Genomic DNA, 26020 nt, shown 5'->3' with positions numbered 1-26020 from the left:
AATAATTAAAATAAAACGGGGCTCAGTAAATCCCAAGCCCCGATTATTCTTAGTTGTCCCACCATACTTTGGTAGCAAGATTATCCGGCCCTTGAGATGCTATTGCAGCATTTACATTCTCTGAATTTACTGAAATTTCAGAATTAGGGTAAGTCAATCGATTAATAAAATCCACTTCTTTTCCTGGAAAAGGATTGGAATCCAAATTAGGAAAGCCTGATCTTCGGAAATTTGCAAATGCCTCAGGACCAATTAGAAAAGAGGAAACCCAATATTGGGTATTGATCTGCTCCAAGGCTTTAGAAGCATCAAATGGGTTGGCACTGATGTAGGCTTCGATGGCATCAGATGCAATTGCTGAATTTTCGTCTACCGTTCCCAACTGCTCCATATGAGCTCTAATTCCTGCATGATAATAGGAGGCTACCTCTCCAGTAGTAATCCACCCTCTGTGTCTTGCTTCGGCAAGCAACAAATTATTTTGGGAAGCAGTTACCAAGAAATTGGGGGCAGTATTTTTTGCCAACCTTCTCCTATCTGCCTGGGCAAATTCATAAAAGCTTGCCAATCCTAAATCTGAAGCTGCTTGGACTGCGCCCGCATTATCATTTCCCATGGGCATGCCTATATGCACACTGGCTTCATACGTCCCGTTTTCCGGCGTCTGTTCTGGTCCTGATTTAGCTCCTACATACGTAATGGCAATTGCAGAGAGTCTAGGATCATTAGTACTTCTCAAATATTCTACAAAGGGCTCCGTTAAGTAAAAATTCGAAGCTTCCGTAGAATTCAACAGGTTACCTATTGTATTGGTATAATTTGGATCATGCTTGATTACGGCATTTTCACTATTCGACAGGATGACTCCTGCCTGGAATGCCGATTGGACAATTTGTTGAGCTCTTGAGGGATCTACTTCGCTCAACCTCATCCCAGCACGGAGCAACAAGGAATTCCCAAAGCTTTTCCATTTATTCAAATCCCCTCCATATAAAATATCGGCACTTTCCACCCTTCCTGAGAGGTCCAAGGCTGCAGTAGCCTCTGAAAGCTCCTTGATAATATCCTCATAAATCACTTCCTGGGAATCATAAACCGGTAAATAGATTTGTTGAGAATATCCTTGTCCTCCCTCGAAATAAGGGATGCTGCCATAATCATCTGTCAATATCATAAAGGCAAATGCCTGAATGATCCTGGTCATCTGAAGCAGGTTTGCTCTTTCAGGCTGATCCTGAATCCTATTGATCACATCACGGGTATTTTTGATGACGTTTCGATAATAGCCTTGCCAAAGTTCTTGGGTGGCATTTCGGTTATCTTGATTGTAATTGGCCCCAGTCAGTACTCCTGAGTTTGGGGAGATAATCTGTTGGACCACTCCAATGTCGTAAATCAAACTTCCATTGGGGTAAGCGCAACCCACGATGGCCGCATTCAATTGGAATGCAGGATCAATGGAAGTTGCTGAAACTTTATTGGTATTCAGTTCATCGAAATTACTGTCACAAGAAGAAGCGAAAGCAAAAGCAACAAAGAACGATATATTAACTAGTAACTTTTTCATGTCTAGGGAGCTTAAAATTTGACATTAAGATTAAATCCTAACCCTCTGGTTGAGGGCAAACCTGTAGATTCCATGCCGACTAAATTATCAGACGAATACCCGAACGATTCAGGATCTATGTTATCCACCCATTTCTTTAACATGAGTACATTGTTCGCAACAAAATTGAGTTTCACAGATTTGAAAGGCTGATTTGCCGGCAAATGCTTCGTGAAATCATACCCTAAAGTGATTTGCCTCAGTTTCCAGTAGCCACCATCATAAATAACCGGCTCCACTAAAGCTTGAGATCGAACAACTTCCCAATAGGATTGTACAGGCGCCACAGCTGTATTGGTTTCTCCTGCTTCATTAACACCTTCTCCAACTACTCCGCTTTCTCTTCCTTCCAATGTCATTTTATGCAATCCATGTCGGACAGCGTTAAAATTGGTACCTGAAAGCATGATGTTACCCAACTTGAAATCAATCAAGAAGGAAAGCATTACTCCTTTATAATTGAAGGAGTTTGTAAACCCACCTACCCAATTTGGTAAAGCACTACCATAATTGACTAAATCGGATGTTCTTAGAGGGATTCCATTGGCACCAAATATTTTTCTTCCCTGATCATCTCTTCTGTATCCAAAACCTGCCACTTGGCCCATTTCCATCCCTACAATCTGTCGTAGTTCACCATTAAATACGTGGGTACCTACTGTGATTCTTTCCCCAGGTTCATCGGTCAACAGGCTCAATACTTTGGTTTTATTATAGGCCGCATTGACAGAAGCTTCCCAGATAAAGTCCTTGGTATCTACTGGCACCAACGTCAAAAGCATTTCTATTCCTTTATTCTCACTCTTTCCACTATTAATGGAGGTGTTTACAAATCCTGAAGCATCGGAGATTTGGGCCCTTACGATCTGATCAGTGGTAAGCTTTCTATATAAAGCCATATCCAAACTCAGTCTGCTTTGGAACATGCTTAACTCAAATCCCACCTCCGCTTCACCAATTCTCATTGGTCTTAAATTAGGGTTGGGGAGATTGGTTCCGGTGGGTCCACCTACAGGCTGCCCTCCAAAAAGGTTATTATTGATCCCATAGAATAAAACATTGGAATAGGCACCAACATCGGCATCACTACCTACTTCGGCATAGGCAGCTCTCAGCTTTCCGAAATTCAACCAACCCGTGGTGCTCAAATTTTCTGTAAAGACCCAGCTCGCAGAGACCGAAGGATACAGAATACTTCTATTCTCTTTGGAAAGGGTAGAGAACCAGTCATTTCTGACAGTTCCTGTTAAGAAGAATTTGTCCTGGAAAGAGAATTCAGCCGAACCGTATAATGAATTTACAGCACGTTCATTTAAATCATATAGAGGGTCTTTAGCTCTACCATTTTGGACAGTATATAGGTCCCGAACAACAAAGTCAGTTACCTGGACGCTGTTTAGGTCTGATCTTCTTTGCATATGGTTTCCACCGAAGTTCACATTTACGCCCAAGTCCCCAAATTTCTTAGTTGCATTGATCAGGAAATCGGTGTTGATTTCTCTAAATCTCCTTTGCTCCTGGGTATAAACACCATTGACAAACCCCGCAGGAGCCGGTGCTCTGGAAGCCTGACCCGTTGGAAAGTTATTGTAATCCTGGTCTCTGCTCCAATAGTCCTGCCCCACTCTTCCTTGAACAAACAGCCAATCTGTCAAATAATACTTCAGAGCCACGTTTCCAAAAATCCTATCCCTCCTGATGTTTTGAAATTGATCGGAAAGGGTAAAGTATGGATTCGTCCTATTCCGAATCTTGAATAGACCGCCTCGTTACCATTTGCATCGTATCGGTTATCCCGAAGCACATCCAATGGCATTGAGTTAGCCATATTATAAAGTGCGACAGGAATAGTGTTATCCTGTTGACCGATGTTTGGTGGGTTCTTATTTTCCTCGTAAGAGTAATTAAAGTTACCTCTGAAGCTAAACTTTGGACTCAAATTGTAAGCAAATCCCAAGTTGATGGTTTTCCGGTTAAACGTATTATTCGGCACAATACCTTTACTGTTTAGATCAGAAAATGAAAGGCTCATTCCTCCTTTTTCACCAGAAGTAGCCAATGTGATAGAATTCGTGATGTTCTGTCCATTCCTGAAAAATGTTTTTATTCTATCTCTTACTGGCTCATAAGGAACGGTCACCCCATCAAATAATACCTGGGTCATACCTGGTTGGAATTTCTCCCCAAATGACCATTGTCCAGAGGTAGGGTTTGGAGTAGTAGGTCTTACCCCTTGCTCTCCCTGACCGTATTCATACTGATAATCTGTAAAATCCAAAGGAGCTTCATTGGTATAATTCAAGTTGTAGGTGACTCCAATTCCTCTAGAATCATTTTTACTTTTGGTCGTGATCATGATTACCCCATCTTTTGCACGGGAACCATACAAGGCCGCAGCAGCTGCACCTTTTAAGATGGTCATGGATTCTACATCATCAGGGTTAATACTGGAAAGGCCGTCCCCACCATCAGAGGTATTTCCGCCTCCTCGAACTCCTATACTACTATCAGAAGCATTATTTCCAGGGTTTGAACCAAAATTGGTGTTATCAATAGGAACCCCATTGACTACAATTAATGGATTGTTTTGACCGGAAATGGAAGACTGACCTCTAATTCTGATTTTGGAAGTACCTCCAGGTCCGGAACCTAGTGCCGAAATACTCACCCCCGCCACTTTACCTTGCAGCGCATTCATGACATTGGGAGTTCTATTAATGGATAACTCATCCGAATGAACGGTAGATGTGGCATATCCCAAACTTTTTGCAGATTTTTCAATCCCCAATGCAGTGACAACCACCTCTTCAAGATTGCTTTCATCTACTTCCAATTGGACATCTATCACTGTTCGGTTGCCGACTACAATCTCTTGGTTGTTATATCCGACAAATGAAAAAACCAGAACAGAGTTTTCATTATCAACATTGATCGAATAATTTCCTTGAGCATCGGAGACTGTACCTACGGAAGTTCCCTTTAGAAGAATATTTACTCCGGGAAAAGCCATTCCGTTTTCATCGGTTACTTGGCCTCCAACTTCCACCATTCTTGTTTTTACAATACGGGAGGGATTGGTAATTGAATTGTTGGTAAAAATCGGCTCTTCCTTGATGGGGTCAGGTTTCTGTAAAACTTCTTTTCTGAGTTTTGATACAGTAGGTTTCTTTTCGGAAATAACATAGAAGTTTTTTCCTGCTTTTTCATAAGCTAAGCCGGAGCCCTCCAGCAATGACTTCAGTCCTTGCTCTACTGAAGTAAATGAGGAATTCTGCTTTTTGTACTTTTTGGATTGCACTAACTCGTCTTTGTAGGCAATCGAAACATTAAACTTTTGTTCTAATCTACTTAAACCTTCTTTAAGGTCTAGGTAATCCATACCGGAAGATCCGAGTGCTGAACTAATTCGTCCAGAAGCTACAAAATCTGTGGCTTGCGAAAAGGCAAGTAAAGAAAGGGAGCAACTGAAACACATGAGAAGTAAAAACTTTTTCATAGTTACAAGGGGTCAGGTTATTTTGAGAAAAATTCATTTTGGGTTATTTAATCAGGTACTTATTTTCTTCTTTGACTATTTCGATATTAAAAATCATCGAAACCTGTTTCATAAAATTTGCTGCATCAGAAAGGGGCATGGAACCAGAGGCCGTTATCTCCAATATTTCTTGATTTTGGATTTCAATTTGAATTCCATAATTGGTGTTGGCCATTTTGATGATTTCCTTCAAACTTGTCTCATCTAAGTGGAGCACATCATCTTTCCAGGAGGTATATAAAGAGGTATTGACTTCCTTTTTCTGGAATTTACTGTCCTTGAATTGAACCATTTCACCTGGTTTCATCAGGATTTTCCCTTCCTTTTCCTTCACAGGGAAACTCAGGGAAACCACTCCAGAGTTAAGTACTACTTCCGTTTCATCGGAGCGGTTATAGACATTAAACTCAGTGCCAAGGACTTCAATTCCTATTCCTTTGGAACTCCATACTTTGAAAGGCTGATGATCTTCCATATGCTTCACATCAAAAAAGCCTCTCCTTCAATCCATATCTCCCTTGCTGCTTTTTCTTCCCAGTTGTCATTAAAAGTAAGCTTGGAACTGGCATTGAGGATCACGGTAGAACTGTCAGGCAAAATGATTTCACGAGTCTCTCCAAACTCAGTAACATAGACTATTTCATTGGGCATTCTTACCCAATAGATGCCTATCACCATAAAAATGAGTGCTGCAGCGGCAGCATATGGCCAGAATATTCGCTTATTCTTGGAGGTTTCAAAAGGCTTTGGGTTTGGATCACTATTGGATTTTACGGAATTCCAAATGGCCTTTAACTCTTCATTTTCCAAGCTGAACTTTGACTCTTCCAGCGCAAGGACGGTAATCCTTGCTTCTTCTATCACCTCTAATTTGTTAGGATGAGCTTCTTTCCATTTCATCCAAAATTCATCCGATTCTGGGGTAGAATGGTTAACCCATTCTTTAAAAAATGGATCAAGGATAAAATCCTCAACAGAGAATTCCTGATAGTTTGGTTTCGGATAATTCAATTCAACTTATTTTAAATACATCTATAAGAGGATTGACTTATCCTTTTCTCATCATTTTTTTGAGTTTTTTTTTAAAAAATAAAAATAAAGGAGGCGAAGAGCCTGAAAGCATGGAAATCGGCCTCTATTTTTCTACTGTACCAATTTTAGAAATTAAGGACTGCAATGCTTTGGAAATCAGGTTATGTGCCGAGGGAACGGATATTCCCATCAAACTGGAAATCTGAACATAATTCAGATCATTAAAATATTTTAAAACGATAATCTCGCGCTGCTTTTAGGGATTCTTGAAAGCGCCAAATTCATTTTTTCCTTTTTCAGGGTGGCTATCTCCTGTTCAATAATGCGCTCTTCCACATACGATTCCGGCTGAAACTGTTCATGCTTCCCTTCCAAATCGGTGAAAATTTTCCGCTCCCTTTCTAAATTCTTTATCATCTGATTTCGAAAGGATTTTAATAGATAATATTTAACGGATTCAATTTCCGAGAGCGTTTCCCTTTTATTCCATAGATAGGTAAATAATTCTTGAATACAGTCTTTGACAAGTTCGCGGTGATGACACAGGTGCATGCCATAATTAAAAAGTGTATTTGCATAACGGTTGTACAAACTTGAAAAAGCGAGGTCATTTCCATTTCTTATGCTTCTCCAAAGCGCAAGATCGTCCGAATTAGATTTCCGGCTATTTGTGGAACTTTTTGAAAAATCTTGATTAAGACCTAACCCCATAATCGAAATTATATATTACAATATCGCGATTTTAAGGTAGTAAATTTTATAAATATATCAAACTAAGAATGTTTAAGCATATTTCAGCATCAAAAAGCAAACATAAAAATTAGCCCAATATCCCCGCTATAAAAAATCCTGCGTAAGTCCCAACTGCATTTCCCAAACTCCCCACCAAAATTCCTGGGATTAAGAGATCAGGTCTATTCAAACTTTCTGCTGCCGCTAAAGCGGTGGTATTCCCTCCCACATTTGCTTGGGATGCAACGGTCACCACATCCCAATCAATCTTTAACATACCTCCCAAACCATAAATCACTATCCCATGAACCAGCATCAAAATACTCACGAATAAAATGAACGTTCCTGCAAGATCCCCTATCCCAGCAAGTGTTTTAAAATCACATAGGGTCCCAATCACTCCTAAGAATAGTAAGATTAAAAAGAAGCCAATGGTATGCGTGCCTTGAATTCTTTGAATGAAAGAGAATTGGGCTAAAATTAAAGCCAGGGTCGTGAGGATAATAATCTCGGGAATTACTGGAAAGTAAAAACTTAAAAGCTTAGAAAAGGCCATGGCTAAGAAGGATAACCCAAATATTGCTGCCAAAGCTCCTATCGAGATGGATTCATGAGTTTTTATTTCCCCCAGCTCCCCACTAGGCGGCATGATTTTTTTCCTAGGAAAAAGTTTTTGAAGGTAGCGAGGCAAAAGCAAAGTAATTACAATCCAAGGTGTGCCTATTAAATTATCCACGACCGTCGTAGCTGCAAATAATTCAGCATGTTCATTTACTTGATAGGCAAGAGCCACTGCATTAAAATTAATACTCCCACCTATATAAGTCCCCGTATACATTCCTGCAATGGCATTGGCCAAAGGACCTATTTCTACCGCTGGCTGCACTAAAAACCAAGCGACTAACACCCCTATGATAGTTCCTAAAGCTCCAATCCCAAACATTAATAAAATGGGAAAACCGGCATTTTTAACGCTTTTCAAATCCACATCCAATAAGGCAATAAAAATGCCCATGGGTGCCAGATACATAAATACGCTATTATAAATTAGGTGCCCCGATGTGGCAGTAGGAATTATGCCTGAATTGGCAAAAACTGCACATATTAAAATCACCAAAATTGGAGTGCCTATAGTCCTCCCGACTTTATTTTTAGCCAACCAAACAGAAAGTAAAACAGCTATGCATAGCATTCCACTTACATAAATGGGGTCTTGTGTCCAACTCATTTTGGAAAATAGATAAAATATATTTTCCAAAATGAGTTGTCTTCAAAAAATACATAGGAAAGAAAATTTCACATTAATCAAACTTTTATTTTATTTCCTATTAATTATTGAAATATTACTATCAAGGCCTATATTGGATCTATTGTCTAATTATTATTTATCATGAAATTCATTTTTCAACTGGCAATTTTATTAGTTGTTGCGGTAGCTTGTACTCCCGGTGTAACTCCTCCAATTGCTTCAGAAATTTCCACTTCTACCTATACCCCAGGCAGGATTGTCTGGCATGATTTAGCTTCCCCAGACCCTCAGGTATCAGCTAATTTTTATAAGGCTGTATTTGATTGGGATGCCATTCCTTATGGAGATGGAGACAAAAAAGTATGGATTTTTAAAAAAGGCAACATCCCTGTTGGGCTGATGGCTTACTATAAAACGGAAAATAATACAGGTGAATGGATCGGTGCAATTTCTGTCCAAGATGTAGAATATGCCACCAGTGAAGCCAAAAACCAAGGTGCTAAAATTTTGAAAAAACCAATGCCGGTGGAAAACAGAGGAATGATTTCTTTCATCCAAGATCCACAAGGTGCTCACGTATCATTTATTAAATTATCCAATGGAGATCCTGAAATTAAACCGGCTGGCATAGGGACTTTTTTAGGACAAGAACTTTGGTCAAACGATCCTCAGAAATCTGGAGAATTTTATACCACTGTTGTAGGGTACACGAAATCCACCACTAAGGATGGGAACATTGATTACACTGTATTGAAATACGATGACCGTAATTGTGCAGGAATGCTCCAAAATCCATCTGCGGGAGTACGATCGCACTGGGTACCTTACATACGAGTAGCGGATGTGAACACCACCGTTGAAAAGGCTAAAAATGCAGGCGCCAAAGTATTGATAAGCCCAAATGCTGATATCAGAAATGGATCCGTTGCTTTGTTATTAGATCCAACAGGAGCTCCTCTTGCTGTTCAAGTTTATAACCCTTAACCCAAAGAAATCATGGTAAAAAAAATAGTAATCATGGGCTTATTGATCGGAGTGGCTTTTATTCTTCATAGCTGTTCGAATATGCATATGACTGGTGGAGTAGGAATGAGCTTTTCTGGAGGCCCATATGGGGTAAGAATGACTCCTTCTATCAATGTGGGAATGTATGGAGGTGGACCAAGATGGTAAACTTTTAAAAACATCTTGGTCAAACACAGACTTATTCACTTCATAACGAACGTTATTTAGAGGGAATTAAACTTAGGCAACCCATTTCCACCTAATCCAAGACCACTATTTTCAATGCCGTTTTCCAGCTCTATATCCATCCGATCAAAATCAGGAAAGGGAACTTTCATCCAACAATTCGGCTAGTTGAAAACTTAAATTTTTTCGGGAATATTGATCTATCGAAGCATTTGAACCACTTGCTCCTGAAGACTCAAATAATTTCCGAAGTCTTACTTGAATCCCCACATGGTCCGCGTGTGAAATCACTTCCCCGCTCCTACTGAAGCCAATATGTTAGAGGCATCTCCTTTTGGGTCTCCCAGTGCAATCACGGGGAGGTTAGTTGACAAGTATTCAAATAATTTACCTGGAATATTTCCCTGAGCATTTTTTGTATTGGTCAAAATCAACACCAGTGCGTCAGCCTTTTCATAAAAACCAAACACTTCCTCATGAGAAACATATCCAGCATAATGTACATGCTTTTTCAACCAGGAGTCCGCTTCAATTTGCTCTTGAACATGGCTACTTACTTTTCCCACAAAAGTGAATGAAACCTGGTCACTGACAGATTTGAATTCTTCTTTCATCGCATTCAATAGCGGCATTGGATTTCGAATGGAATCTATAATTCCGGAGTAGACCAAATTTAATCGATTGGACTCTTTTTCCTCCACCTGAAATCGTTCAGGGATATCAGCAGGATCAAATCCATTGGTTAGCAATTTAATTTCTCTCTGAGCAAGCTGATTCAAGTCTCGCTGAAAAGTAGGAGAAATTGTAGTGATGACATCTGCTTCTTTCAACACAGATCTTTCCATTTCAGCATGTTTTCTTCGAACCGTTGACTTCATGGGAAGTTTATCTAAAAATTCCCATTGAGACCAAGGGTCACGAAAATCAGCCAACCAAAACACTCCGGTTTTCCGCTTCAGGTCCCGACCAATTAAATGCATACTATGCGGGGGGCCAGTGGTAATAATCGCTTGGAATTGTCCTGAATTGACTAGGTCAATTAAAAATTTAACAGAGGGTTTGACCCAAAACACTCTTGGATCAGGCACCATCAAATTCGCTCTTAACCAGATAGCGGCTTTCTCAATCCACCCTTTCTCTTTCTGTTCCAAAAGCCTCCCTGGATGATTCTCTTTTTTACCACGGATCTTATCTAAAAGCTGGTAAGGCTCCCATATAGGGAATTTTAAAACCTCCAGGTGAGGAGAAACCTCATCCAGTAAAGTCTCATCTTTTAGATCAAAATCAGGGTTTTCAGGTGTAAAAATTACAGGTTCCCACCCAGCCTCAGGAAGGTACTTGGCAAATTTCAACCAACGCTGAACGCCACTACCTCCACTTGGAGGCCAATAATAAGTGATTATTAAAACTTTTTTGACATAAAAGTTGAAAAGATACAACGTAGCAATCTTTCAAAAAAGAAAAGGGAAATGGTTTCCCAAATCCCTTTTAAGCTAAGTTTCCAAGTTATTCTCCTTGTGCCAAGGAATATCCTCTTACCCCATCAAATGTATAGAGGTGCTCGGTCTTAATAAAATCAAACCCTAGATCCTGAATTTGCTTCAATAAAGCCAAGACCATGTCATGTGTAATCACATTTTGATCTGCTGTCTTAAACCTGCATCTCCAGTGGTCAGTACAGAATGTTTCTCTCATTCCTTCTGGGAAAACCTTCACCCCTCTATTGGTGATGAGCTGTAGTTGTAGACCATCTACATTGGCTTTTCTTAATCTTTCACCGATCACATTAAAATCCCTGTTATCCTCATCCCAATCAATGAAAACATCTACACCAATCAGCTCTTTCTTCGCTTTTTTCTTTGGAGAAAGCGTGATTTTCATTGGTTCAGTATCCTCTTTATCATAGACTACTGGAGTCATTTTAGTAGGCTTCTGTCCTAATCGATCGATTACTGCCTGCGCAAATTCCTTAGTCCCTACCTTTTTTGAGGATAATCCTTCCTGATAAATATCTCCAGTATGAATCCCATCTTCCAAGGTTTTCATCCAGGCATTTGAGATTTTTTCGGCCATTTCCGGCATGCCAATATGCACGAGCATCATCACCGCCCCATTCAATAATCCAGATGGATTTGCAATACCCATTCCTGCAATATCAGGAGCAGAACCATGAATTGCTTCAAACATCGCTACTTCCTCTCCTACATTTGCTGAGCCTCCCAAACCTACTGAACCCGTCACTTGGGCTGCAACATCTGAAATAATATCTCCATAGAGGTTCAGCGTCACAATCACATCAAAAATCTCCGGTCTTTCTGCGATCAAGGCTGTTCCGATATCAATGATTTTATGATCATTTTCGATTTCAGGATATTCCTTAGCTATCTCATCAAATTTCTTATGGAACAGACCATCGGCCAATTTCATGATATTATCCTTGGTCATACAGGTCACTTTCTTTCTGCCGTTTTTCTTAGCGTACTCAAAAGCATATCGGATGATTTTCTCAGATCCTGGCTCTGAAATCAACTTTAAAGTCTGATAAACTTCCTGTGTTTGTCTATGTTCAATCCCTGCATATAAATCTTCCTCATTCTCCCTGACGATAACCATGTCAGTTTTTGGGAAATGGGTGCGAACAAATGGAGAAAAAGCCCTGCATGGACGCACATTGGCAAAAAGTCCAAAGGACTTTCTTGTGGTCACATTTAAAGATTTGAAGCCTCCACCTTGAGGAGTGGTAATAGGTGATTTCAAGAACACCTTTGTTTCTCTCAATGACTCGAATGCACTAGGGTCCATTCCAGAAGATATACCTTTAAGGTATACTTGCTCACCTATTTCGATGACATCATACTCCAATGGTGCCCCGGCAGCCTCTAGGATAGACAAAGTTGCTTCCATGATTTCAGGTCCGATCCCGTCACCATAAGCCACTGTGATTTTTCTTTTTGCAGACATAGTATATATAATAGTGGATAGATTATACTGATTTTCCACAAAAGTAATAAAAATGGGCGAGGGAATTTTGGTGAATTTTAATTTAGATGAATCTATTGACCTAAAGCAAAAACCAAAGGAAAATTGAATACAAATCTTAAATTTTTCTAAGTCTCAAAATTTGGGATTGGCTACCCTGCTTGTATATTTGTTTTAAACAGACAAACGGTTTATGGCTGAATTCAATAATATTCTGACTGAGGTAAAAGAAGGCATTCTTTATTTAACAGTAAATAGAGAAGATAAGATGAATGCCCTAAACTTTGATACGCTTGAAGAATTGAAAGCGATTTTTGATGAAGTTGCCGATAGCAAATCTATCAAAGGGGTCATCATCACAGGAGCAGGGGAACGAGCTTTTGTTGCGGGTGCCGACATCAGTGAAATTGCTGAGCTGAACGAGGTAAATGCGCGAAAATTTGCCGAAAATGGTCAGGAGATTTTTAGTACAATAGAAAACCTTCACAAACCTGTAATTGCTGTTACCAACGGGTTTACCTTAGGCGGAGGATGTGAGCTAGCAATGGCCTGCCACATGAGAGTCGCTTCTGCCAATGCAAAATTTGGTCAACCTGAAGTCAATTTAGGAATCATTCCAGGATATGGAGGTACGCAGCGACTTACCATCTTGATCGGAAGAGGCAAAGCTAATGAATTGATGATGACAGGAGATATGATTGATGCCAATGAAGCCTTGAGTTTGGGATTGGTGAATCATGTTTTGCCTACTAAAGCAGATGCCATGGCAAAAGCCGAAGAGATTATTGAAAAGATAATTAGTAAGGCCCCGTTAGCAATCGGCATGATTATAGATTGTGTCAATGCAGCATTCTTATCGGACGAAAATGGATTTCAAACTGAAGCAAACTGCTTTGCCCGCTGCGTTAAATCTGGAGATTACAAAGAAGGAACGACTGCATTTCTTGAGAAAAGAAAACCAAATTTCCGAGGAGAGTAATCCCTATTCTCCCTTATGAGTAACTTAAAACAACTTGCCAGCCAGACTGCGATCTATGGTCTCAGCAGCATTTTAGGCAGGTCCATCAACTTTTTATTAATCATTGTTTATACCGCATACCTCAGTAAAGAGGATATGGGGGCATTTACAGGGATTTATGCATTAATAGGTTTCCTGAACATAGTATTCACCTATGGAATGGAGACTTCATTTTTAGATTTTCTACGGGAAAGAACCTGGATCCATCTAAAGTCTATTATACCACTCAATCTCTCTTAGTAACCAGTTCATTTGTCTTAGGATCCTCCCTTTACTTGGCTGCGCCAGTTTTGTCTGAATGGATGGAATACCCCGGGCAGGCATATCTTTTTAGATGGACCGCTTTGTTGTTGACATTTGATGCCATTTTGGCCATTCCCTTTGCCAAGCTTCGATTGGAGAATAAAGCCTTGATTTTTGCCAGTGCCAAAATCTTAAATATCCTGATGAATGTCGGGTTCAACCTGATTCTGATTGTCGCTTTCCCTTTTTTAATTACCGAAGGAATTGTCCCAGAAGGGTTTCTTGGCTACAGGTCGGAATGGGGAGTGGAATACATTCTTTTGGCAAACCTCTTTGCCAATGGACTTATTGTGCCTTTTGTTTGGTGGAAGGCTGGCATGTTTCGTTTCCAATTGGATTCATCCATCCTATTCCCTATGTGGAAGTACTCCATCCCCCTACTTTTCATGGGACTTGCAGGAGTCACCAACGAACTGATCTCAAGGCTTCTATTCGAATATTTATTACCAGAAAACTTCTACCCTGGACTCTCTACCCGTGAAGCAGCAGGAATCTTTGGAGCTAATTTCAAGTTGGCCATCTTGATGAATTTGGTCATACAGGCGTTTAAGTATGCGGCAGAACCATTTTTCTTCTTCAAAAAATCCAATGATCAGAACTCCCCACTGCTCTATGCCAAAGTAATGCACGCCTTCATCGTATTTTGTACCCTATTAATGATTGCCATTTCTGTCAATTTATATTGGATTGGGCCTTTGTTTTTGAGAAGCCCTGGTTATGAAGAGGGCTTGTTTATAGTTCCATCCTTATTAATGGGGTATTTACTATTGGGGATTTATTTTAACCTATCCATCTGGTTTAAAATTACCGATCAGACCAACTATAGTTTTTGGATCACCCTGGCCGGAGCGATGGCATCCATCGTGATCATTTGGTCTCTCTTGCCAATTTGGGGGTATTTTGGAGCGGCTCTAAGTACCCTGGGATGCTATTTGATCATGTGTGTGCTATGCTTTTTTTATGGCCAAAAATACTACCCGATCCCTTATCAAACTGGGAAAGATATTCTCTATTTGATGTTAGGATTTGCGATCAGTTATGGGGGTTTTTACTTGGAGATTGAACATTCCACAATAAATTTTATCCTTAAAAATAGCTTGATATTGATTTTTGGAGCCTCCATTTTTCTTTTAGAAAAAAGCAAATCATGCCCTATTTGAAGCGGGGCACAAAATAAATTGTTACTATTTCATCCGTTTTGGGGATCAATTTTGTTAAATACGTGGTTATCAAAAAACAAGTAGACAGAATGTCATTGGATTAGCATCCTATACCTAAAAACCTGTCAATTTGCATAAAAGGCATTATGTTTGTAATCTCAAGCCGAACCCCTACAATACGTGATTTTCAATAGATTCCTTATCATATCTCTCGCTCTGACAATGGCCTCTTCCCTAGGCTATTCGCAGGAAAAACTTTCAAAAAAAGAGCGGAAAGCCCAGGAAACTGAGGCTAAAACTACTCGATACTACATTGAGGGTGAGAAATACTTGGTGCTTGGCGAGTTGGATAAAGCCTATTTCTATCTACAGAAATCCCTGGAGTTTTCTCCGGAGGAACCAGCCATTCATTACAAAATTGCAGAAGTTCTGCTAAGAGGTAATAAACCGGAAAAAGCACTTCCTTATGCTGAAACGGCTGCAGACCTGGACATAGAAAATAAATATTATGCACTGATGGTGGCTGAGATATATACCAACCTCAAACAGCCGCTGAAGGCCGCAGAAATATTGGATCGATTAACTGCTGACGGAGAGCATAACCAACAGTACAATTTAGACCTGGCTTCCATTTATCTAAGTGCCGGAGAGTTTGACAAAGCTTTGGTAGTATTAGATAGAGCAGAAGAATACTATGGAGTAATGGAACCGGTTACCACGCAAAAGCAACGGATTTATTTAAGAAAGAACAACCTGGATAAAGCTATTGAAGAAGGTGAGCGCCTGATTGAAGCAAAGTCTGGTAATCCGGACTATGTGTTAAACTTAGTAGAGATTTTATATAACAACAACCGAAGTGACCAGGCTTTGGACTTGGTAAAAGGAGAGTTGGCGAAATTCCCTAATCAGCCAGAATTACATATGGCTGCTTATACCCTTCAAAAAGAAAAAGGACAAATAGAAGCTTCGGAAAAATCAATTATCACTGCTTTTTCCAACCCTGATTTAGACCCTCAAGTGGAGTCTAAGGCCTATGAGTCCTTGATCAATGAAATGCAGACCTCTGAAAGGGATTCCTTATTGAACACCCTAGAAGTTTTAATGCTTCAAAACCATCCCAATGATGCATCGGTTTTTGCAGCTATTGGAAAAAGAAGGATGAAAGAAGGTAAAAAAGAGGAAGGTATAGAGCACTTCAAAGCTTCTTTACAAATAGACCCCAAGAATGCAGAATTATTAGAACAAGTGATCACCAATTCCTTTGGTGAAAATGCTGATTTTGCTGAAGTGGAAAAATTCACAATCATGGGTGTGGATGAATTTCCAGAAAGACCAGAGTTTTGGTTTTATGATGGTGTGATTAAGAATGCCATGAAAAAAGATTCCTCGGCTATTAGTTCTTTGGAGAAATCTATGGAAATCAATGCAGGGAAAAATATCGGGTTGGATCAAGCTTCTTATGGAGCCTTGGGAAATGCCTACTATAATTTAGGAGAAAAAGATAAAGCCTTCGAAAACTTTGACATGGCCATCAAGCTCAACCCAAATGATGAGCAAGTACTGAATAATTACGCCTACTTTTTATCGTTAGAAAAGCGTGATTTGGATAAAGCCAAAAGCATGTCTGAAAAAGTTGTTAAAAGATTTCCAAACAATGGCACTTTCCTTGATACACATGCATGGGTACTGTTCCAAAGCGGAGACTACGAAGGCGCCAAAAAGTACATGGATCTTGCACTAGAAAATGAAACTGAGCCAAGTGGTGTGATGTTGGAACATTATGGAGATATTTTATACCATTTGGGAAAGAAATCTGAGGCCATCAGCTATTGGAAAAAAGCTGAAAACAGCCCAGAGGCTTCAGACAAACTTCCTCAAAAAATTAAAGAAGGAAAATACCATGAATAAGCTTTTTGCAGGATTTACAATTCTGTTGGCTATTGGATTTTTATCAAGCTGCGCAAAGAAAAATGTGGCTTACCAAAGCAACGGGAAGATGGAAGACTTTTCCCCTATTTACAATGACTACGATTTTTTATCTGCAAAAGCCAAAATAATCATTGAAGAAGCCTCAGGTAAAATCACTCGGGGCTCCATGAATTTAAGAGCAAAAAAAGATAGCGTCCTATGGTTTACCGTTTCTCCCGGATTGGGGATGGAAGCGGTCAGGGGCCTAATAACCCAGGATAAAATCCAAATCAAGGACCGAATAGGTAAAGAAGATATCAACCTCACCTTCACTGAATTTGAAACGATTTATGGATTGAAATTATCCCTGGATCTATTCCAAAATATACTTTGGGCAAACCCTCCTATTCCTTTTGATTACAAAGATCGATTGGTTCGGGTAGGGAAAGCATTTGAGCTAACCCAAATCCGGGACAAAGTGAGGTATTTCAGCAAGGTGGATGTCAACACCAGAAAAGTATCGGAATTGGTCAGCAATTCTTTAGACGACCGAGGGTCATTGTTGGCGAGCTTCCTAATTTTCAGGAAGTGGATTCACAGCCATTTCCCTTAGAAGTGCTTTATAAATTAGCTTATCAGCTGCCAGAGGGAAGTCAAAATACCATCATCAATTTGGAGTGGAATTCTATCGAGCCTCACGCAGATCCTTTAACCTTCCCATTCAGATTTTGATTTCGATGAATAGGAAAAATCTAATCATTTCTACCCTCCTCTTGGTTTTCATTTGCTGTCTTTCAGTGGATGTAGCAGCGCAGACAAAAAAGACAAGGGAGCAATTAGAAAGAGAAAAAGCGGAAGTTCAGGAGCGACTAAGGGAGTTTGATAAGATATTAAAGCAAACCACTGCTATTAAGAAGAACTCCATTGGAGAATTAAATGCAGTGACCCGAAAAGTTCAAACGCAATCCAGATTAGTCAATACCCTAGACCGAGAAATTAAATTATTGGATCAGGAGATTCAACAGACTGAATCAAAAATCAAAAAACTAAAACAGGAATTAATCGACCTGAAAGCCGAATATGCCAGAATGATCTACAATACCTCTAAACTCAATCGAGGTTTATCCATTGTATCATTCGTATTTAGTTCAGGCAGTTTCAACCAACTGTACATGAGGTTGAAATACTTAAAACAATATACTGATAACCGGAAACAGCAAGCTGAGCAGATTCAAGCAGTCAGTGTACAATTGGCAGAGGAACAAGTTTCTCTAGATCAGAAAAGGGCAGAAAAAGAAAAAGTGTTGGAAGAAGAAAGGCTTGAAAAGTTGGCCTTGGATAAAGCCAGAAAAGAGCAACAAGGTATCGTCAACAACCTGTCTAAAAAGGAAAAAGAGATTCAGAAGCAAATTGCAGCCACCAAAAAACAACAAGATCAATTGAACCGTATGATCAAGCAGGTGATCGAGGAGGAAATTAGACTTGCAGAGGCTGCAGCCAAAAAATCCAATAGCAACACTACTAAAAGTGCTGGAAGTAGTATGCCAATGACTCCGGAAGTTGCAGCATTATCAAGTTCCTTCGCTGGAAATAAAGGACGCTTACCTTGGCCGGTAGAAACCGGGTTTATTGCCCAGGGTTTTGGTACCTATCCACATCCTACCTTAAAAGGAATCACCATGGATAGTGACGGATTGGACATCCGGACTCAACCAAATTCCAATGTCCGATCGGTATTTGATGGTACGGTCACAAAAATTACGACCATGCCTGGTTTTGGTGGAACAGTCATCATCAAACATGGGGAATATTATACCATGTATAGTAAGCTTAAAACCATCTCTGTAAAATCAGGGCAATCTGTCAAAGCAAAAGACGTTATTGGTCAGGTAGCTACAGGACCTGATGGGCAAGCGGAGGTCCATTTCCAAACATGGAAAGGATTAAATGTAATGGATCCTGCCACCTGGATCACGTCCAAATAGTTTAAATTATCGTATATTTATAAAAAAAGACAACTCTGCACTGATTACTTTGCGTAAGCAGATGACAGTTATATCTTTGCAGGACATTTACCCTTAAACATAAATCATCATGACTACATTGGGTTTCATTCAAAATATGGGCGGAGGTTCGATTGTATTAATCGTACTTGTCGTTCTATTATTATTTGGTGCTAAAAGAATCCCTGAATTAGCACGCGGTTTAGGCCGTGGAATCAGAGAATTCAAAGACGCTACAAAAGACATTCAGAACGATCTTGAAGAAGGGCTGAAAGACAAAAAGAAATAATCCCGTAAGCCAATAGCATTGGAAAAATTCATTTCATTCGACGAAATCAAAAAATCGCTCGAAAAAAGAAACTGATTGTAGAGCAATCGTCAATCATTATCTTCAAAACATTAAGACGAAGGCGCACTTAAACGCCTTCGTCGAAGTTTACGAGCAATCTGCTTTAGCACAAGCTGATTTAGTCGATCAAAAGCTTTCTGAAGGAAAAGCCGGTAAACTTGCCGGGATGGTCATCGGCATCAAAGATGTACTTTGCTTGACCGGACATGAGGCCAATGCCTCTTCCAAAATCCTTCAGGGATTTGAATCTCAGTTTACTACAACCGCCATCCAGAGACTGATCGATGAAGATGCCATTATTATCGGCAGACTTAATTGTGATGAATTCGGGATGGGCAGCTCTAATGAGAATACTGCCCATGGCAAAGTCTTAAATGCACTGGACGAAAGCCGAGTTCCAGGAGGGTCCTCCGGAGGTTCTGCCGTCGCGGTCCAAGCAAATCTCTGTACAGCCTCTTTAGGTACTGACACAGGGGGATCTGTAAGGCAACCAGCAGCATTTACTGGAGTAATAGGGATGAAACCTACTTACTCAAGAATATCAAGATGGGGCTTGATAGCCTATGCATCTTCCTTTGATACCATAGGTACTTTCACCAAAACTGTGAAAGACAATGCCTTACTTTTAGAAATCATGGCTGGACATGATGAGTTTGACAGCACATCTTCCAGAAAACCGGTTCTTCCCTATAGTCAACTTCTTCATTTTGACAGAAAAGCTAAAGTTGCTTATTTGAAGGAAACCATCGAGTCTCCTTCCCTGCAAAAAGAAATCAAGGAGAATACACTTTCAGTTTTAGAGAAATTAAAATCTGAAGGACATGAAGTGAAGGAAGTGAACTTTCCATTATTAGACTATATTCTTCCCACTTATTATATCCTTACCACGGCAGAGGCTTCTTCCAACCTTTCGAGATTTGATGGCGTTAAATATGGGTACCGCACTCCTAATGCTCACAATCTGGAAAGCATGTACAAACTGAGCAGAAGCGAAGGATTTGGTGAAGAGGTCAAACGTAGAATAATGCTTGGAACATTTGTTTTAAGTGCGAGCTATTATGACGCCTATTTTACCAAAGCACAAAAGGTCAGAAGGTTAATAAAAGACTTTACTGAAAATCTTTTGAATGATTTTGATTATATTATAATGCCGACGACACCATCTACAGCGTTTAAGTTTGGCGAACATAGAGATGATCCAGTGGCCATGTACCTGGAAGATCTTTATACTGTTCAGGCATCTGTATCAGGTGTGCCCGCTATCTCTATTCCCAATGGAAAAGATTCCAAAGGCATGCCTATAGGATTACAGGTAATTTGCAACTCATTTAAAGAAGCTGAACTCTTTGCATTCAGCAATTATCTAAGTGCTTTAACCTCATAAGAAAATTTTTAATGATGAAAAAAACTGGAACAATCTATTCTTACTTGCGATTATTACTTGTTTGACTCCTTTGTCTCAGGCTTTTTCTCAGGACGATCAACTTGTTGCTGCGTCCTCATTTTCTGAAGATGAGGTAATTCCCAATTACCATTACGAATACATTCCTGATTTCACCTATGATGAGGTGGCGGATCGGATATCCAACATGGATACCGAAATGCCATTTGAATTGAATGACAAATTTTTTCATTCATCCAATATTTCACTGTTAGAAATAGAGATTACACCCGTATGGTCCTGGCCAGAAAGGATTTGTTTTTTGACATGTTTGATGAGACACTTAAAAAACATGAAATGCCATCCGAAATCAAATACCTCTCAATAATTGAATCAGGACTGGACCCTCAAATTAGATCCCGAGTGGGTGCTATTGGACTTTGGCAATTTATGCCTGCAACAGGTAGAATGTATGGCATGTATGTCAACAGTGAAATAGACGACAGAATGGACCCTGAAAAATCCACGGAAGCCGCAGCCAAATATTTAAAATCCTTGTATAGAATGTTTGGTGATTGGGAAGTAGCCATGGCTGCTTACAATTGCGGGCCAGGAAATGTCAGAAGAGCTATTCGAAGATCCGGAGGAAAGAAGACTTTCTGGGGTATTTACAATTACTTACCTAGAGAAACCAGAAGCTATGTTCCCCAAGTACAAGCAATGCTTTACATTTTAAACCATTTGGAGGAACACAATCTTCATTTGGAAGATCCTACTTATTACCAAGCCACCGAGAAAATACGCTTTGACAGAGCTCTTAACTTAACAAAACTGGCTGAATTAACGGACCTCTGCACCAAAGATTTAGAATCTCTAAACCCATCTCTAAAAAGAGGAAAAGTGTCCGATGTCAACAAAAGCATTGCCCTCAATCTACCTAAAGCCAAAGCTTCTTTTGTCAAACAAAACTTAGCTTGGTTGAGTGATTCCCTCAACAACACACCTACCACCTATCTGACAGATAATGGTAAGTTCATGTTAAAACCAATAGAGGATTTGGTAGAAGAACCAGAGTTGAATGCCATCACTTACAAAGTGAGATCGGGTGATGTCTTGGGTAAAATCGCTTCGAGACATGGGGTTACCGTCACCCAAATTAAATCATGGAATGGCCTCTATTCAAACCTAATTAGAGTTGGCCAGAACTTAACAATTTATTCCAGTAGCACACCAGCAGTGGCTGAAGTAAGAACCAATTCTTCTGGTCAGTTGCTTTACACGGTTCAACCAGGTGATTCTCTATGGATCATTTCAAGAAAACATGCAGGCCTAACCGTGGACCAATTAAAAAGGTTGAACAACCTTAACAGCAATAATATCAAACCTGGTCAAAAGCTGATTATTGGTTGAAAAAGCAATAGTTCAACTACTTAGCCAAGCTTTTTTTAACTCCTTTTAAATTTTTAAGTAAACCAGAATCCTTACATTTAGGTTTGATAAGTATCTTATTAACACAAATTCATCAGCATATGAGCGCTCTAAAATATATTTTCGGAATCCTTTGCATAGGCTTTTTGCTTACTGCCTGTGAAGGAGACCCCAACCGTGCCGACAGTACCAAACCCAAAGCTAGAGGAACTATAGGAGAAATAATTTTGGTCATCGATTCTGCCAAATGGGCTGGCCCTGTTGGAGATGAATTACGAGATATTTTTGAGGCAGATCTTCCAGGAATGATCAGGTCTGAATCAAGATTTAAAGTAAATCGGGTGGACCCAAGAGCGATGACCCGAATCCTTAAAATGTCTACCAACCTAATTTATGTTACCACATTTGATGACAAAGGGGCTGCCAGTCAAGTGATCAACTCCCAATTCTCAAAAGAGTCCAAAGAAAGAGCGGAAGCAGACCCAAGTCTCTATACATTGAGAATGGAAGATGAATATGCCATTGGCCAAGAAGTACTTTATCTTTTTGGAAATACGGAAGAGGAATTGGTCGCCAACCTTAAGAAAAACAAAGCCAGATTGATCAACCTGTTTGAAGTAAGGGAAAGAGGAAGGTTAGAGAAAATCATTCTTGCTAGAAAGAATACAGCTGCTTCCGCAGAAACGGAAAAGAATTTAGGAATTCAGGTAAATGTTCCAGCATCCTATCAAATTGCAAAAAGTAAACCTGGTTTCGTTTGGTTGAGACAACCTACTCCTACAGCGAATAGAGCAGACATTAGCCTGTTCTTTTATGAAACTGATTATACCAGTGAAGAGCAGACGTTCCCTGCCAATATTGTCAAACTAAGGGATGAAATCACAAGACAGGAGATATTTGGAGATCCTGAGGACCCAAATTCTTTTATGGTTTCCGAAAAACAAATCCCTCCTGCTTTCCGAAACATGGTTATAAATGATAATTTTACGACTGAAATTAGGGGCTCCTGGAAAACTAATAATTTGAGCATGGGAGGCACCTATCTTGGGTACATCATGGTCGACGAAAAGAAAGGGAAACTGTATTACATGGAGGGCTTCGTTTTCTACCCGAATGAGGTTCACAGAGATGCACTTCGTGAAATAGAGACCATTCTTCTAAACACAAATGTTAGTTGGACTGAGGAGCAGGGGTCCTGACCCAAACTAACTTAGAGCTTTTATGGCAATTAAAATCCGCAAAGAGGACGCACTCAATTATCACACCCAAGGAAAAGCAGGTAAAATTGAGGTAATCCCTACCAAGCCTTTATCCAGTCAGATGGATTTGGCTTTGGCTTATTCACCCGGGGTAGCTGAACCTTGTAAAGAAATCGCTACCGACAACGAAAAAGTTTATAAATACACTGCCAAAGGAAACTTGGTGGGCGTAATTTCCAATGGAACCGCAGTATTAGGATTAGGGGATATTGGTCCTGAGGCATCCAAACCAGTCATGGAAGGAAAAGGAGTCCTATTCAAGAAATTTGCTGGTATTGATGTTTTTGACATTGAAATCAATGAAAAAGATCCTAAAAAACTAATTCAGACCATCAAGTCTCTGGAGCCTACTTTTGGGGGAATCAACCTAGAAGATATCAAGGCACCTGAATGTTTTGAAATTGAGCAGACTTTAAAAAAGGAAATGAAAATACCGGTCATGCATGACGATCAGCATGGCACGGCGATAATTTCCGGAGCTGCATTACTCAATGCATTAGAACTGGTAGAAAAAAATATTAGTGATATCAAATTGGTGGTCAATGGAGCAGGTGCTGCTGCCATTTCCTGTACCAGATTTTACATTACACTAGGGATCAAAAAAGAAAATATCGTCCTATGTGATATCGAAGGAATCTTGAGATCCGATCGTCCTGACTTGGATGATATCAGAAGAGAGTTCGCCACAGACAGGGATATTTATACCATCAACGATGCATTGGTTGGTGCAGATGTGTTTTTGGGACTTTCTGCCGGGAATGTAATTTCCCAGGACCAATTGAAACTCATGGCAGCCAATCCGATCGTATTTGCCTTGGCCAATCCAGATCCTGAAATCGCTTATGACCTTGCCATAGATGCAAGAGAGGATTTAATCATGGCTACCGGAAGATCCGATCATCCCAATCAGGTAAATAATGTCCTAGGTTTCCCATACATTTTTAGAGGAGCACTCGATGTAAGAGCTACCGCTATTAATGAGGAAATGAAACTTGCAGCAGCTCATGCTATTGCCAAACTTGCCAAAGAGCCTGTTCCAGACATCGTGAACAAGGCGTATGGGGAAGATAAACTAGGTTTTGGAAGATTTTATTTGATTCCTAAACCTTTGGACCCTCGTCTCATAACCACGATTGCTCCAGCTGTTGCGAAAGCGGCAATGGATTCAGGAGTGGCTAAAAACCCAATTTTGGACTGGGAAACCTATGAGCTGGAACTTCAGGAAAGAATAGGCATTGATCAACGATTAATGTCTGTGGTCATCGCCAGAGCGAAGAAAGATCCTAAACGAGTCGTATTTGCTGAAGCGGACAACAGAAAAATCCTGAAGGCCGCACAGATCCTGAAAGACGAGAAGATTGCCATTCCTATACTTCTAGGGAATAAAGAACGTATTCTGACCCTCATCGAGGAAAACTCATTGGATTTACAAAATGTCACCATTATTGATCCAATGGAAGACAGTAAAAAACTTTCTCAGTTTGCGGATATCCTTTTTGCAAAACGACAAAGAAAAGGAATGACCTATGGCGATGCCTCCAGATTGGTCACTCAACGAAATTACTTTGGAGCAATGATGGTGGAAACAGGTTTAGCGGATGCATTTATTTCTGGTCTTACCAGAGATTATCCTAAAACTGTCCTTCCTTCTTTACATACCATTGGAGTCAGACCAGGCACTAAGCGTGTAGCAGGGATGTACATCATGAACACGAGTAAAGGACCTTATTTCTTTTCTGACGCCACGGTTAACTTGAATCCAACTGCTGAAGAATTGGTAGAAATAATAGGCTTGACCGCTGAGGCAGTGAAGTTCTTTAACATTGAACCAAGAATTGCCGTGCTTTCCTATTCCAATTTTGGTTCTGCCAAAGGAGATATTCCTGATAAAATGGCTAAAGCAACAGCCATGGCAAAGGAAAAATATCCTGACTTGATTATTGAAGGAGAAATGCAAGCCAATGTGGCCCTGAATGATGAAATACAAAAGGAGATGTATCCATTCTCTAAATTGATCAACAAAAAGGCGAACACCTTAATTTTCCCTGATTTAAGTTCCGGAAATATTGCTTACAAACTTTTGGCTGAATTAGGAAATTCTGAAGCGATTGGCCCAATTCTTTTGGGAATGAACAAGCCTGTTCATATACTTCAATTAGGTAGCTCCATTCGTGAAATTGTAAATATGGTAGCGGTAGCCGTTGTAGATGCTCAATCCAATGGAAAATCATGATAGACTATCTTAACGGGCGGCTGGTATTCAAAGACCCTACCTTTGTACTCATTGACATTGGAGGGATTGGATACCACGTCAAAATATCATTACAAACATACAGCGCCATTAAGGATGAGGAGCAAATCAAGCTCCTCACCTATCTCCATATAAAAGAAGATGCCCATACCTTGTATGGGTTTAAAGAAGAGGCAGAAAAAAGGCTCTTCCTATTATTGATCTCCATCAATGGCGTAGGTCCTAATACAGGCTTAATGATCTTATCTTCATTAAATACTAAAGAAATTGAACATGCAATTCTTTCTGGAGATGTGGCTACCATCCAGCATGTCAAAGGCATAGGAGCTAAGACTGCCCAACGTATCATATTGGAGTTGAAAGATAAAATAGGAAAGGATATGGGCTCAGATGCTGCTGCTACTCAAATTGGATTCCTAAGATCTGACAATAAAGTTCGAGAAGAAGCGTTAAAAGCCTTAATTACTCTTGGTTTCCCAAAAACAGCCGCTGAAAAAAACATCGCCGCTGTATTGAAAAAACCACTGGAGAAATTTCTTTAGAAGAATTAATTAAAGCATCTTTAAAGACACCATAATTTGAAGCTGCATTGAACTTTCGGAAGTTACTGACTTTTTGCAGGAGGAGGTATTTCGG

The 26020-nt window shown here is 40.0% G+C and carries 21 protein-coding genes and 3 pseudogenes; 15 read left to right on the top strand and 9 right to left on the bottom strand.

The features are described 5' to 3' along the window. Window positions 1–49: 49 nt before the first annotated feature. From V8V91_RS22805 to V8V91_RS22775, 7 genes and pseudogenes are all read right to left on the bottom strand, one after another. Window positions 50–1567, bottom strand: coding sequence for a SusD/RagB family nutrient-binding outer membrane lipoprotein (locus V8V91_RS22805; protein WP_373397369.1), 1518 nt, complete (start codon window positions 1565–1567; stop codon window positions 50–52). Between the two features lie 11 nt (window positions 1568–1578). Further along, window positions 1579–4655, bottom strand: a pseudogene (locus V8V91_RS22800) (SusC/RagA family TonB-linked outer membrane protein). A gap of 490 nt (window positions 4656–5145) precedes the next feature. Continuing rightward, complete coding sequence (locus V8V91_RS22795) at window positions 5146–5616, bottom strand: FecR family protein (protein WP_373397368.1); 471 nt, start codon at window positions 5614–5616, stop codon at window positions 5146–5148. A gap of 5 nt (window positions 5617–5621) precedes the next feature. Next, window positions 5622–6152, bottom strand: a complete 531-nt coding sequence (locus V8V91_RS22790; protein ID WP_373397367.1) for a hypothetical protein — start codon at window positions 6150–6152, stop codon at window positions 5622–5624. 124 nt (window positions 6153–6276) lie between these two features. Further along, window positions 6277–6375 (bottom strand): hypothetical protein, encoded by a 99-nt coding sequence (locus tag V8V91_RS22785; protein ID WP_373400789.1) that lies wholly within the window; start codon window positions 6373–6375, stop codon window positions 6277–6279. Window positions 6376–6404: 29 nt separating this feature from the next. Continuing rightward, entirely contained in the window at window positions 6405–6884 is a 480-nt protein-coding gene (locus tag V8V91_RS22780) for an RNA polymerase sigma factor (RefSeq protein ID WP_373397366.1), read from the bottom strand. A gap of 109 nt (window positions 6885–6993) precedes the next feature. Next, the gene (locus tag V8V91_RS22775; RefSeq protein WP_373397365.1) at window positions 6994–8133 is read right to left on the bottom strand and encodes a DUF819 domain-containing protein; all 1140 of its coding nucleotides are present in this window, start codon (window positions 8131–8133) and stop codon (window positions 6994–6996) included. Between the two features lie 162 nt (window positions 8134–8295). On the opposite strand from V8V91_RS22775, the gene V8V91_RS22770 reads away from it, so the two are divergent. Next, the gene (locus tag V8V91_RS22770; RefSeq protein WP_373397364.1) at window positions 8296–9138 is read left to right on the top strand and encodes a VOC family protein; all 843 of its coding nucleotides are present in this window, start codon (window positions 8296–8298) and stop codon (window positions 9136–9138) included. 12 nt (window positions 9139–9150) lie between these two features. Then, window positions 9151–9327 carry a hypothetical protein gene (locus tag V8V91_RS22765; RefSeq protein ID WP_373397362.1) on the top strand — a complete coding sequence of 59 codons (177 nt, stop codon included), beginning with the start codon at window positions 9151–9153 and terminating at the stop codon, window positions 9325–9327. 305 nt (window positions 9328–9632) lie between these two features. Here the strand turns inward: V8V91_RS22765 and V8V91_RS22760 are convergent, their stop codons facing one another. Together V8V91_RS22760 and V8V91_RS22755 are read right to left on the bottom strand one after the other, a co-directional pair. Continuing rightward, window positions 9633–10784: a glycosyltransferase family 4 protein gene (locus V8V91_RS22760; protein ID WP_373397361.1), complete on the bottom strand. Its 1152-nt coding sequence runs from the start codon at window positions 10782–10784 to the stop codon at window positions 9633–9635. Between the two features lie 67 nt (window positions 10785–10851). Continuing rightward, entirely contained in the window at window positions 10852–12306 is a 1455-nt protein-coding gene (locus V8V91_RS22755) for an NADP-dependent isocitrate dehydrogenase (RefSeq protein WP_373397360.1), read from the bottom strand. Window positions 12307–12517: 211 nt separating this feature from the next. On the opposite strand from V8V91_RS22755, the gene V8V91_RS22750 reads away from it, so the two are divergent. The 13 genes and pseudogenes from V8V91_RS22750 (at window position 12518) to ruvA (ending at window position 25961) form a co-directional block, all read left to right on the top strand. Continuing rightward, a complete protein-coding gene (locus V8V91_RS22750; protein ID WP_373397359.1) occupies window positions 12518–13303 on the top strand; it encodes an enoyl-CoA hydratase/isomerase family protein in 786 nt (261 codons plus the stop codon). Window positions 13304–13318: 15 nt separating this feature from the next. After that, window positions 13319–13582, top strand: a complete 264-nt coding sequence (locus V8V91_RS22745; RefSeq protein ID WP_373397358.1) for a hypothetical protein — start codon at window positions 13319–13321, stop codon at window positions 13580–13582. Window positions 13583–13617: 35 nt separating this feature from the next. Beyond that, complete coding sequence (locus tag V8V91_RS22740; protein ID WP_373397357.1) at window positions 13618–14805, top strand: polysaccharide biosynthesis C-terminal domain-containing protein; 1188 nt, start codon at window positions 13618–13620, stop codon at window positions 14803–14805. A gap of 222 nt (window positions 14806–15027) precedes the next feature. Further along, on the top strand, window positions 15028–16713 hold the full coding sequence (locus V8V91_RS22735) for a tetratricopeptide repeat protein (protein WP_373397356.1): 1686 nt from the start codon (window positions 15028–15030) through the stop codon (window positions 16711–16713). Further along, on the top strand, window positions 16706–17326 hold the full coding sequence (locus tag V8V91_RS22730) for a DUF4292 domain-containing protein (protein WP_373397355.1): 621 nt from the start codon (window positions 16706–16708) through the stop codon (window positions 17324–17326). The genes V8V91_RS22735 and V8V91_RS22730 overlap by 8 nt, the downstream gene beginning before the upstream one ends. A 124-nt stretch (window positions 17327–17450) precedes the next feature. Beyond that, window positions 17451–18698, top strand: coding sequence for a murein hydrolase activator EnvC (locus V8V91_RS22725; protein ID WP_373397354.1), 1248 nt, complete (start codon window positions 17451–17453; stop codon window positions 18696–18698). Window positions 18699–18807: 109 nt separating this feature from the next. Then, entirely contained in the window at window positions 18808–19005 is a 198-nt protein-coding gene (gene tatA, locus V8V91_RS22720) for a twin-arginine translocase TatA/TatE family subunit (RefSeq protein WP_074223171.1), read from the top strand. An 18-nt stretch (window positions 19006–19023) separates the two neighbouring features. Then, window positions 19024–20449: pseudogene (gene gatA / locus V8V91_RS22715) on the top strand (Asp-tRNA(Asn)/Glu-tRNA(Gln) amidotransferase subunit GatA). Window positions 20450–20519: 70 nt separating this feature from the next. Next, the gene (locus tag V8V91_RS22710; protein ID WP_373397353.1) at window positions 20520–20834 is read left to right on the top strand and encodes a hypothetical protein; all 315 of its coding nucleotides are present in this window, start codon (window positions 20520–20522) and stop codon (window positions 20832–20834) included. Beyond that, a complete protein-coding gene (locus V8V91_RS22705; protein ID WP_373397352.1) occupies window positions 20804–21856 on the top strand; it encodes a LysM peptidoglycan-binding domain-containing protein in 1053 nt (350 codons plus the stop codon). The genes V8V91_RS22710 and V8V91_RS22705 overlap by 31 nt, the downstream gene beginning before the upstream one ends. A gap of 119 nt (window positions 21857–21975) precedes the next feature. Next, the gene (locus V8V91_RS22700; protein WP_373397351.1) at window positions 21976–23073 is read left to right on the top strand and encodes a DUF4837 family protein; all 1098 of its coding nucleotides are present in this window, start codon (window positions 21976–21978) and stop codon (window positions 23071–23073) included. A gap of 22 nt (window positions 23074–23095) precedes the next feature. Continuing rightward, the gene (locus V8V91_RS22695; protein WP_373397350.1) at window positions 23096–25366 is read left to right on the top strand and encodes an NADP-dependent malic enzyme; all 2271 of its coding nucleotides are present in this window, start codon (window positions 23096–23098) and stop codon (window positions 25364–25366) included. Next, a pseudogene (gene ruvA, locus V8V91_RS22690) lies at window positions 25363–25961 on the top strand (Holliday junction branch migration protein RuvA). Before V8V91_RS22695 ends, ruvA begins: the two are co-directional and overlap by 4 nt. The last annotated feature ends 59 nt before the right edge of the window (window positions 25962–26020 follow it).

The organism is Algoriphagus halophilus (assembly GCF_041729275.1).
Lineage (GTDB): Bacteria > Bacteroidota > Bacteroidia > Cytophagales > Cyclobacteriaceae > Algoriphagus > Algoriphagus halophilus_A.
The sequence above is the reverse complement of the archived record's forward strand: the minus strand, read 5'-3'. Positions and strand labels throughout refer to the sequence as shown.